This window comes from Streptomyces varsoviensis (assembly GCF_000718635.1).
In the GTDB taxonomy this organism is placed as follows: domain Bacteria; phylum Actinomycetota; class Actinomycetes; order Streptomycetales; family Streptomycetaceae; genus Streptomyces; species Streptomyces varsoviensis.
Genome location: NZ_JOBF01000050.1, coordinates 1 through 10,364, shown reverse-complemented (window position 1 = coordinate 10,364; position 10,364 = coordinate 1). Strand labels below are relative to the sequence as shown.

At 70.9% G+C, this 10,364-nt stretch carries 9 protein-coding genes and 1 pseudogene; all 10 read right to left on the bottom strand.

From position 1 onward, the window contains the following. Positions 1–222 (bottom strand): flavodoxin-dependent (E)-4-hydroxy-3-methylbut-2-enyl-diphosphate synthase (locus tag IF55_RS38030; RefSeq protein ID WP_030893302.1); only part of this gene is annotated, 222 nt, incomplete at its 3' end. Between the two features lie 4 nt (positions 223–226). Beyond that, positions 227–1,249, bottom strand: coding sequence for an adenosyl-hopene transferase HpnH (gene hpnH / locus IF55_RS35485; protein WP_030893300.1), 1,023 nt, complete (start codon positions 1,247–1,249; stop codon positions 227–229). Positions 1,250–1,254: 5 nt separating this feature from the next. Beyond that, on the bottom strand, positions 1,255–1,905 hold the full coding sequence (locus IF55_RS35480) for a phosphorylase family protein (protein WP_030893298.1): 651 nt from the start codon (positions 1,903–1,905) through the stop codon (positions 1,255–1,257). Continuing rightward, positions 1,905–3,896: a squalene--hopene cyclase gene (shc, locus tag IF55_RS35475; RefSeq protein WP_030893296.1), complete on the bottom strand. Its 1,992-nt coding sequence runs from the start codon at positions 3,894–3,896 to the stop codon at positions 1,905–1,907. The genes IF55_RS35480 and shc overlap by 1 nt, the downstream gene beginning before the upstream one ends. Positions 3,897–4,007: 111 nt before the next feature. Next, positions 4,008–5,105, bottom strand: coding sequence for a polyprenyl synthetase family protein (locus IF55_RS35470; protein ID WP_037967599.1), 1,098 nt, complete (start codon positions 5,103–5,105; stop codon positions 4,008–4,010). After that, positions 5,102–6,709 carry a hydroxysqualene dehydroxylase HpnE gene (gene hpnE, locus IF55_RS35465; RefSeq protein ID WP_245661673.1) on the bottom strand — a complete coding sequence of 536 codons (1,608 nt, stop codon included), beginning with the start codon at positions 6,707–6,709 and terminating at the stop codon, positions 5,102–5,104. Before hpnE ends, IF55_RS35470 begins: the two co-directional genes overlap by 4 nt. 97 nt (positions 6,710–6,806) lie before the next feature. After that, the gene (gene hpnD, locus IF55_RS35460) at positions 6,807–7,757 is read right to left on the bottom strand and encodes a presqualene diphosphate synthase HpnD (protein WP_030893290.1); all 951 of its coding nucleotides are present in this window, start codon (positions 7,755–7,757) and stop codon (positions 6,807–6,809) included. Then, positions 7,754–8,653, bottom strand: a complete 900-nt coding sequence (gene hpnC / locus IF55_RS35455) for a squalene synthase HpnC (RefSeq protein ID WP_398244194.1) — start codon at positions 8,651–8,653, stop codon at positions 7,754–7,756. Before hpnC ends, hpnD begins: the two co-directional genes overlap by 4 nt. Before the next feature lie 502 nt (positions 8,654–9,155). Then, positions 9,156–9,469 (bottom strand): annotated as a pseudogene (locus IF55_RS36575) (ATP-binding cassette domain-containing protein); the annotation flags it as partial. 49 nt (positions 9,470–9,518) lie between these two features. Then, the coding region (locus IF55_RS35450; RefSeq protein ID WP_048833115.1) for an ABC transporter permease at positions 9,519–10,364 on the bottom strand (846 nt) is incomplete at its 5' end.

Genomic DNA, 10,364 nt, shown 5'->3' with positions numbered 1-10,364 from the left:
CACCCGCACGATCTGACAACCCGCCGCCGTCAACTCGGCGATCTGCTGCAACGTCGCACCGACATCCGCCGTCACCGTCGTCGTCATCGACTGCACCGAGATCGGGGCGCCTCCGCCGACGGGGACCGGTCCGACCTGGATGCGCCGCGATGCGCGGCGCGTCGCCAGCGGTCGGACCGGTACGTCGGGGAGCCCCAGCGAGACAGGGCCCACAGCGGTCATGGCGTCAGCCCCGGTTCCCGGCGACGGTCTCGCGGGCGGCGCGCAGGGACTCCTTCAGGGAGCCCATGGTGGCGAGGACGGCTGTCGGCTCGTAACCGCAGTGCGCCATGCAGTTGTCGCAGCGCGGGTCCTTGCCTCGGCCGTACTTGCTCCAGTCGGTCTTCTCGATCAGCTCCTGGTACGTGGGCACGTACCCGTCGCTCATCAGATAGCAGGGCCGCTGCCAGCCGAAGAGCGAGTAGTTGGGGATCGCCCAGGCGGTGCAGGGGAAGTCCGCCTTGCCTTCCAGGAAGTCGAGGAAGAGGGGGCTGTGGTTGAGCCTCCAGCGCCGCCGGTTGCCGCCGGCGAATGCCTTCTTGAACAGCTCACGGGTCTGCTCGACGCCCAGGAAGTGGTCCTGGTCGGGGGCCTTCTCGTAAGCGTAGGCGGGCGAGAGCATCATCTCGTCCACCTTCAGATCGTCATTGAGGTAGTTGAGGACCTCGATGATGGTCTGGGGGGTGTCGGTATTGAAGAAGGTCGAGTTGGTGGTGACCCGGAAGCCGCGCCGCTTGGCTTCCTTGATCGCGGCGACGGCTTCGTCGAATACGCCTTCCTTGGCCACGGACTCGTCGTGGCGCTCGCGCATCCCGTCGATGTGGACCGCGAAGGCGAAATACGGGGAGGGTGTGAACTTCTCGATCTTCTTGCGCAGCAGCATCGCGTTGGTGCAGAGGAAGACGTACTTCTTCTTCGCCACGAGCTGCCGGACGATCTCGTCGATCTGCGGATGCATCAGCGGCTCGCCGCCGGCGATGGAGACCATCGGCGCACCCGACTCCAGCACTGCGCCGACGGCCTGCGCGACCGGCATGCGCTGCTTCAGCACCCCGGCCGGGTGCTGGATCTTGCCACAGCCCTCACAGGAGAGATTGCAGGCAAAGAGCGGTTCGAGCTCGACGATCAGTGGGAACTTGTCCCGCTTCCGCAGCTTCTGTTCAAAGAGATACGTTCCGACCCGGATGGACTGGCGGAGCGGCATGGCCATCTAGCTCACCTCCTGGGGAGCAACAAAGAACGGTGCCATTCATAGAAAGCCGGAAGGACAGTGCGTAGTACACGGAATGCTGATATTCCGCCGCGCAAGGTCCCGATTCGGACGAGTTCATGTTCCGGAGCGTCCACGATCACTCGTACCGCCGCAACCGGACGGGGTCCGACGCGGGTGGCGGCGCGGAGCGTCGCGGCGGACTCCATGTCCACCGCGATGGCCCCCGCGCTGTGCAGGGCGGCGCGTTCGGCGCCCCGTACGACGTGGTCCGAGCCCACCAGCGGGCCCGTGTGGATGGTGCGCTCCGGCGCGGCCCGGGCGAGCTCTTTGGCGAGCCGCTCGGTGCCCACGCACTCGATACGACCGGTGGGGTCTCGGGTCTCCCCCGCGACGACGAGGTCGCCCGGGTGCATCCCGGGGACCAGGCCGGCGCAGAAGCCGGTGGCGATGACGGCGGTCCGGCCGGCCGCCGCCTCGTCGCCGAGCGCCTGTGCGACGGCACGTTCCGCCGCCAGGGGCCCCATTCCGGTGCGCAGTACGGTCACGGGCCCGGCCGCGTCGCTTCGGTCGCCGCGCAGCGCGAGGCGTTCGATGCCGAGCGCGCAGGCGATCAGCAGCGGTGCGGGTCCGGGGGCGCCCGTGCCTGGTGCCATCAGCTCTCCTGACGGCCGGCGGTGAAGAGGTCTCCGTGGACGTAGCGGCCCAGGGCCGTGACGGGGAAGACCTGCCGGTACAGGTGGTAGTTGATGGAGAAGTCCCAGGGGAAGCCCGTACCGGTGAAGTACGGCTCGTCCCAGGACCCGTCCGGAAGCTGGGTCTCGGCCAGCCAGGCGACACCGCGCTCGACGGCCTCGCTCTCCCGCTCGCCGGCCGCGAGGAGCGCCATCAGCGCCCAGGCGGTCTGCGAGGCGGAGGAGACGCCGCGCCCGACCCACTCGGGGTCGGCGTACGAGCGCAGGTCCTCACCCCAGCCGCCGTCGTCGTTCTGCGCCCCTTCGAGCCAGGTGACGGCGCGTCGGATGGCCCGGTGCGAGGTCGGGATGCCGACGGCCACGAGCGCGGGGAGCACGGAGCCGGTGCCGTAGACGTAGTTGACGCCCCAGCGGCCGAACCACGCGCCGTTCTCCTCCTGCTCCGCGAGGAGCCAGTCGATGCCGCGCCGGGTGCGCGGGTCGTGCTGGAGGCCGACGGCGGCGAGCATCTCCACCACGTGGGCGGTGACGTCCGAGGACGGCGGGTCGATGACCTCGCCGAAGTCGCAGAACGGCAGCCGGTTCGGGAGCGGGCTGGTGTTGTCGACGTCGAAGGCGGCCCACGCGCCGTTCTTCGACTGCATGCCGAGGTTCCAGCGGACGGCCCGGCGGACGGCGTCGTCGACGCGCTCGGCGTCGGGGTGGCGCACCCGCTTGAGGGCGAGTACGACCTCGGCGGTGTCGTCGATGTCCGGGTAGTTGTCGTTGTGGAACTCGAAGGCCCAGCCGCCGGGGGCCAGCTCCGGGCGCTTGACGGACCAGTCGCCGGGCCGCTGGATCTGCTCGTCCACCATCCAGCCGGCGGCCTTGACCAGCGCCGGGTGGTCGGCGGGCACGCCCGCGTCGGCGAGCGCGATGGTGGCGAGGCAGGTGTCCCAGACCGGGGACTGGCACGCCTCGATCATCCGGCTGCCGTCCTCGTTCCACACCGCGAACCGGTCCAGCGATTCGAGTCCGGCGCGCAGCACCGGGTGGTCGAGGTCGTAGCCGAGGAGGTGCAGGGCGATGACGGAGTAGACGGCCGGCGGCTGGATGCCGCCCCAGCAGCCGTCGTTCTCCTGCCGCTCGATGATCCAGCGCGCCGCGGACCTCAGGGCCGCGCGGCGCAGCGGGCGGACGGTGAACTTGCGGTAGGCGTGCAGCGCCTTGTCCAGCCGCTGGAACGCGCCGTCCCAGCTCGCGGCCGGTGCCATCGGCCGCGGCGGGTTGGGCCGGAGCGGGTCGGTGTGCAGCTCGTCGAGCGGGAACGGCGCGGGCCGTACGGGTCGCAGCGCCGAGACGACGGTGAGCGGCACGATGGTCTGCCGGGCCCAGCAGCCGAAATCGTAGAGGTTGAGCGGGAACCGCTTCGGCAGATACACGATCTCCGGTGGCAGTTCCGGCAGGTCCTCCCACTTCCACCAGCCGAACAGGGCCAGCCAGATGCGGGTGAACACGCGGGAGGCGGCGATGCCGCCCTTGCCGCGGATCCACGCGGCCGCGGCGGCCATGTGGGTCTCGTCCGGCGCGTCGCCGGCGAGCCGCAGGGCCACGTAGGCCTCGATGGTGGTCGAGAGCTCACCGGGTCCACCGTAGAAGGTGGCCCAGGTGCCGTCCGGTCGCTGCTGCGATCGGATGAACGCACCGGCCGCTTTTGTCGTCTTCTCGTCTTGGATACCCAGGAACTGACGGAGGAGGAGATCCTCGGCGTCCATGGTGACGTTCGTCTCCAGGTCGCCCTTCCACCAGCCCTGCGGGTCCTGCTGTGCCAAAAGGTGTTCGACGGCGCGGGTGGTGGCCCGCTCGGCAGCCGCGAACACCTCGGGTGTTTCACGGTTCAAAGCGATTCTCTCGCTGGCCGCGGTCGCCCGGGGGTCGGCTGCCCCGGTGCTTCCGTCGGTCGTCGCTGTCATGGCTTCCCCTTCTGCAGTACGTCTTCATCTGCCGTCCTGGGGCTTCCGTCGGCCGGCGCCCCGGCTGGGCGCCGGCCGGCGACTGCGATCTCTAGATGGGGTGAATGGGAATCATCTCTTTCGTACTACTACGAAGTCGGCGAGCGCGACGAACCGCGCCCGGACCTCTGCTTCCATGTCGACTCCGTCCAGAGCCGCGATGGCGGTGGCGTATTGGCGGCGGGCTTCCTGGGAGGTCCACTCCCGGCCGCCCGCCTCTTCGATCAACGCCGCGCGCTCGGCGAATTCATCCTCGTCGAAGTCGGCGATCTCGGCCTCGGTTTTTTTGGCGTCCGCGGTGAGCATCTCGCCGAGCCGTTCCGACGCGGGGCCGCCGGCCGCGAGGGCGGCGACCACCGGGAGGGACTTCTTGCGCTGCCGCAGGTCGCTCCAGGTCTGTTTGCCGGTGGCCTCCGGGTCGCCCCAGATGCCGAGCAGGTCGTCGACGGCCTGGAAGGCGAGCCCGAGGTGGTAGCCGTAGGCCTCCAGCGTGTCGGCCGTACGGTCGTCGGCGCCGCCGAGGACCGCGCCGATGGAGGCGGCGCAGGCGAGCAGCGCGCCCGTCTTGTTGCCCTCCATCTCCAGGCACTCCTCGACGGTGACCCGCTCGCGGTGCTCGTAGGAGATGTCCTGGGCCTGACCGTCGATCAGTTTGCGGGTGGCAGCGGTGAGCCGGCGGGTGGCGCGGCCGGCCTCGACCGTGCCGAGCTCCAGGAGGATTTCGTTGGCGAGTGCGAAGAGCGCGTCGCCCACGAGGATGGCCTGGGCCGGGCCGTGCACCTTCCAGACCGTGTCGCGGTGGCGGCGCTGTTCGTCGCCGTCCATCAGGTCGTCGTGCAGCAGCGAGAAGTTGTGTACGAGCTCCACGGCGACGGCTCCGGGGACGCCCGCTTCGGGGGGCCGGCCGGCCGCCTCCGCGGAGAGCAGGGCGAGGGCGGGGCGCACGGCCTTGCCGCCGTCGCCGTGCGCGGGGTGGCCCGCGGCGTCGATCCAGCCGAAGTGGTAGGCGGCCACGGTGTCCATGGGCGGTGCGAGCCGGTCCACGGCGGCACGCAGCACCGGCGTGGCAAGCGTCCGTCCGCGCTCCAGCATCGCCAGGACTCCTGCGGTGTCGACAGTTGGGATCGCCGATGTCACGGTCTCTCCTCTGTTAACGGTGTTGGTGCTCATGCCGCCTCCTGCAAGGGGAACTGGAGCGGGCGGCCCAGGCGGGAGAGGGCTGCCGCGGCGGCGCTCAGGCCGCTGCGTACGGCGCCCTCCATCGTCGCGGGCCAGCCGGTGGCGGTCCACGCACCGGCCAGGTACAGGCCGGGCGCGTTCGTGGGGGCGGGCGGCCGCAGCCGTCCGACGCCGGGGGTGGGGGCGAACGTCGCGGTCCGCTCCCGGGTGACGAAGAAGTCCCGGACCCCGGCCCCGCGCGCGGCGGGCAGCAGCCGCTCCAGCTCCGGCAGGTACTTCGCGCGCAGTTCGGCGACCGGGCGGTCGATGTCGTCCTGCGCGGCGGACTGGGAGACGGCCAGGTACTGGCAGCCCCGCCCGTCGGGGGTGCCGGGGAGGCCGGAGGAGTCGGTGCGGTCGAAGACCCACTGCACGGGGCTGCCGAGCGCGGTGAAGAACGGTCGGCGGAGCACCTTGCGATCGTAAATGACGTGCAGGTTGAGGATCGGGGCGGTGCCGATGTCCAGCAGCCGGCCGGGGTCGTCGAGGGCGCCGTCGGGGAGCAGGCCGTGCGTCTCGCGCTGCGGTACGGCGAGGACGACGGTGTCCGCTTCGAGCCGCTCGGCGCCGCGGTCGGACTCCACTTCGACCTGCCAGCCGTCGTCGTCGACGCGGGTCAGGGCGGTGGCGCGGGTGCGCAGTTCGGTGCGGACGCCGGCCTTGTCGAGTGCGGTACGGGGGCGGGTGTCGTGCAGTTCGCCGAGCGGCGCCCGGGCCCAGCCGATGTCGGCCGCGCCGGGCTCGGAGAGCAGCCCGGTCTTGAACACCTTGGCGGCGAGGCCGAGCGAGGCGCGGTCGGCGGTGGCGTTGAGCGTGGGGATTCCCACAAGGTCCCAGAGCGCCTCGACGGCGCGGGCGGACTGGCCGTGCCGGCGCAGCCAGGTGGCGAAGTCCTCGCCGTCCAGGGCGGGGTCGGCGGGGTCGAGGCCGCCGAGCGCGAGGGCGGCGCGGCCCACGCCGGCGCGCTCGGCGAGGGAGAGGTGCGGGTAGGTGGCGAGGCTCGCGGCGAGGTGCAGCGGTACGGGCAGCGCGGTGCGGCGCAGCCGTCCGAGGCGGGGGCCGCGGGGGTGGCCGACGTCGAGGACGGGCACGTCCAAACGGTCCTGCAGGGGCGCGAGGGCGAGCGCGTCGACGCGCTCCAGGAACCATTGGTAGGCGGTGCAGCAGCGCAGGTACACGTGCTGGCCGTTGTCGACGGTCAGTTCGCCGCGGGTGAAGGAGAAGGCGAGGCCGCCGAGCCGGGGGCGGCCCTCGACCAGCGTGACGCGCTGTCCCGCGTCGGCGAGGGCGAGGGCGGCCGTCACTCCGGCGAGGCCGCCGCCGACGACCACCGCGGCGCCGCGGCGCGCCGGGTCGTGCGCCCGGGCGTCCGCCGGCCGCGGCACGCTCCGGGGCGTGCCGTGTCCGGCGGCCCGCCGTTCGGCTCCGTTCGATTCCGGGGCCGGTCCCGTCGCGGGCTGTGCCGGGGGCTGCGGCACCGGCCGGGCCGCCCCGTCGGGGCGGTCCGCCGTCCGCGCGCCGTGCCGGTCGGGCCGGGCCGTTGTGCGTGGCGTCATGCGCCCTCCCCCTCGGCTGATGAAGTCAGGGACGCGTCAGTCCGGCGGAGGGTTGCGTACCGCTTGGACCACGTGTCCACGTGGGTCGTACGGGCCATCAAGCGCGCCCCCTGGCGGTCCGCCGGGAGACGGTGCGGGCGTCGAGTCCGGAGAGGCCGCGGACGGCGACGTATGCCTTCTCGTGTCCGGGCAGAGATACGCGGCCGCGCAGGACGGCCGCGGGGTCGCGGGCGATGCGGTCCAGCAGTCTGCGGTAGATCCCGGCCATGGCGGCGACACAGGCGCCGCTGCGCCGGTCGAGCATGGGCAGCAGTTGGAACCCCTCGGCGAAGAGGGCACGGGCCCGCCGCACCTCGAAGTGGACGAGGCCGGTGAAGTCCGATCCGGCCGGGGGCGCCGAGGAGTTGAAGCCGGCAGCGCACCCGAACTTGGCCAGGTCTTCCGCGGGCAGATATGTACGTCCATTGCCCGCGTCTTCGTGCACATCTCTAAGAATATTGGTCAGTTGCAGAGCAAGCCCGAGCGTATCGGCGTACTCGGAAGCGCGCTCCGTTCCGCGCGCGCCGGGCACCGTGCCGAACACGCCCAGCGACAGCCGGCCGATCGCTCCGGCCACGCAGCGGCAGTAGATCTTCAGGTCTTCCCAGGTCTCGTAGGTCTCTCCGCGCACATCCATCAGCACCCCGTCGATGAGCTCGTCGAGCCCGTCGAGCGGGATGTCGAAGCGGCGGGCGGCGTCCGCGAGCGCGACGGCCACCGGGTCGGTGTCGTCCTCGGCGACCGCGCCCTGCTTGACGCGGTCGAGCAGCGCGCGGGTCTCCTCCAGCCGGGCGTGTTTGGCGGCGGGCTCCAGCGTCCCGTCGCCGATGTCGTCCACGCGCCGGGAGAACGCGTACAGCGCGGACATCGCGTGCCGCTTCTCGGTCGGCAGCAGCCTGATGCCGTAGGCGAAGTTACGGGCCTGCTGCCCGGTGACGGCCTCGCAATAGCTGTACGCGGCGAGTACCGGCGCGGACGCGTGCGGCGATCCGTTCACGGTCCCGCTCACCCCTCTCTTCGCAGTGTCGCCCCCACCTCGCGCAGCAGGCTGAGCTTGGTGGGCTTGGGAGGTCCTGGGAGAACATCGTGCCCGGCGGCGGCGACCGCCTTCAGCGCGGCCCTCCCCCCGGCCACGAATCCAGCGAGCAACAGCTTCAGCCTGCCGTGGACGCTACCCACCAGGGGGGTGCCTTCATTCAGCAGTTCCCCGGCGCGTCGCGCCTCGTACGCGATCAGTGCGCGCACTGCCGCGCCGCCGCTCGGGGCGGCGAGGTCGGACTCGGTGACGCCGAATCGCGCCATGTCCTCGGCCGGGAGATAGATGCGGTCGCGCGCGAGGTCCTCGGCGACATCCTGCAGGTGTTCGACGATCTGCAAGGCGGTGCAGACCGCGTCCGAGCGGCGGATCCGCTCGGGGCTTGCGGTGCCGGTGATACCGAGCACGAGGCGGCCTACGGGGTTGGCGGACAGCTCGCAGTAGGCGAGGAGTTCGTCGTACGTGCCGTAGCGGCGCACGTGCTGGTCCTGGCGGTTGGCCTCGATCAGGCCGCGGAAGGGGTCGGGGGACAGGCCGCACCGGTGCACGGTGGGCCCGAGGGCGCGCAGCAGGGGGTGGCGCGGGGCCGGGCCGCGGAGGTCGAAGACCCGGGCGAGGTCGGTCTCCAGGGCGTCGAGCATGGCGAGCCGGTCGTCGGCGCGGTCGCGGCCGAGGCCGAGCAGTTCGGCGTCGCGGCCGCCGGGTGCGAGGTCGCCGTCGCCCATGTCGTCGACGAGGCGTGCGTAGCCGTAGACCGCCATGAGGTCGGCGCGCCAGGCGCGCGGCACGAAGAAGGGCGCCACGGGGAAGTTCTCGGAAGTCGCCTTGCCGAGCACGGCCCGCTCATGCGCGTCCGTCCCGGCGCTCACCGAGGACTGCCCGGACCAGGGGCGACTGTCGCGCCTTTTATCCGGAGAGTTCCCATAGCCATTGCCGTCACATCTCCCGTTCTACACTGCCGACCCAGAACATCCTATTTCGGACACGCCGCAGGCCCGTCCGCCCCCCGGACAGTTCCTCGGCGGCGGGCGTCGACACGTCTCACCCGGCCTGCCGCGAATCAGCACCGGTACAGCGTACGCCGTACAAGTTCCCGGCGTACGCGGGGGTACATCCTTGATCGGCCGAACACCGCGGGGGGCGCGAATCTTCCCTCCCAGCAGGACAATTGACCAATTCTTCACCCGCGCGCCGACGGCTGCGACGTGCCGTCAGGGACGCGAAGGCCCCCGCCGGCGGTTCCGGCGGGGGCCTGTCGGTACGTGCCTCGGCGAGCGCGTCGGCGGGCGCGGGTGGTGTCAGCGGTTGGTTTCCTTCTCGTACGCCTTGATGACCTCGTCCGTGGGACCGTCCATCAACAGCTCCCCCCGCTCCAGCCACAACAACGATCTCCTGATACCGCGCCCGGATCTCCTCCCGCGACATCCCCATCGCCAACCCCCCCAAAATCACATTCCGCTCCCCCGTCAGATCATTCATCATCGCCGCGTTCACCCCCAGCAGCGACGGCTGCCCATCCGTATACACCCGCCCCCGCTCCGCCGGCAGCAACCCCGCCACCGCCCGCAACAACGTCGACTTCCCCGACCCGTTCGACCCGATCAAACCGATCGCCTCCCCCGCCCCGCACTCCCCCCATACACCCGGTACACAATGTGCAGATCATCCGCGATCACCGTCGGCACCCGCCCCCCAGCCGGGCCACCCGAAACACCCTCGTCTGCTGCGCGCTGCTCAGCCACGGCCGTACCGCTCCTCAGCCTTCCAGAAAAACACGAAGCCCCCCACACCCACCACCAGCGCCCAGCCCACCGCCAGCGCCCACACATGCGGCGGCAGCTTCCCCGCCCCGAAACCGTCGATCAGCGCGAACCGCATCAGATCGATGAACACCGACGCCGGATTCGCCCCCAGCACATCGATCACCCAGCCCGGCGCATGCGCCTTCTTCAGCTGATCCGTCATGCTGTACATCACCCCGGACGCGTACATCCACGTCCGCAGCAAGAACGGCAGCAACTGCGCCATATCCGGCGTCTTACTGCCCAGCCGCGCCATCACCAGCGCCAGCCCCGTATTGAACACGAACTGCAGCACCAGCGTCGGCACCACCACCAGCCACGCCACATCCGGATAATGCCCGCACGCCACCAGCACCACGACGAGGACGCCCATCGAGAACAGCAACTGCTGCAACTGCTGCAACGCGAAAGACACCGGCAGCGCCGCCCGCGGAAAATGCAGCGCCCGCACCAGCCCCAGATTCCCCGCGATGGCCCGCACCCCCGCCATCGCCGAACTCTGCGTGAACGTGAAAACAAACACCCCGGTCACCAGGAAAGGAATATAAATCCCCATCCCGCCCATCGCCTTCCCCCGCTGCATCAGCAGACCGAAGATGAAGAAATACACCATCGCATTCAGCAACGGCGTCGCGACCTGCCACACCTGACCCAGCTTCGCCTTGCTGTACTGCGCCGTCAGCTTCGCCCGGGAAAACGCCACAATAAAATGCCGCCGATCCCACAACTGCCGCACATACTCCCCCAGCCCCGGCCGGGCACCACTCACCGCGAGACC

Excerpts from the sequence above, each read along its gene's own strand:
- IF55_RS35470 (WP_037967599.1), bottom strand. The coding sequence starts at position 5,105 with ATGAGCACCAACACCGTTAACAGAGGAGAGACCGTGACATCGGCGATC.
- hpnE (WP_245661673.1), bottom strand. The coding sequence starts at position 6,709 with ATGACGCCACGCACAACGGCCCGGCCCGACCGGCACGGCGCGCGGACG.
- shc (WP_030893296.1), bottom strand. The coding sequence starts at position 3,896 with ATGACAGCGACGACCGACGGAAGCACCGGGGCAGCCGACCCCCGGGCG.
- IF55_RS35480 (WP_030893298.1), bottom strand. The coding sequence starts at position 1,905 with ATGGCACCAGGCACGGGCGCCCCCGGACCCGCACCGCTGCTGATCGCC.
- hpnH (WP_030893300.1), bottom strand. The coding sequence starts at position 1,249 with ATGGCCATGCCGCTCCGCCAGTCCATCCGGGTCGGAACGTATCTCTTT.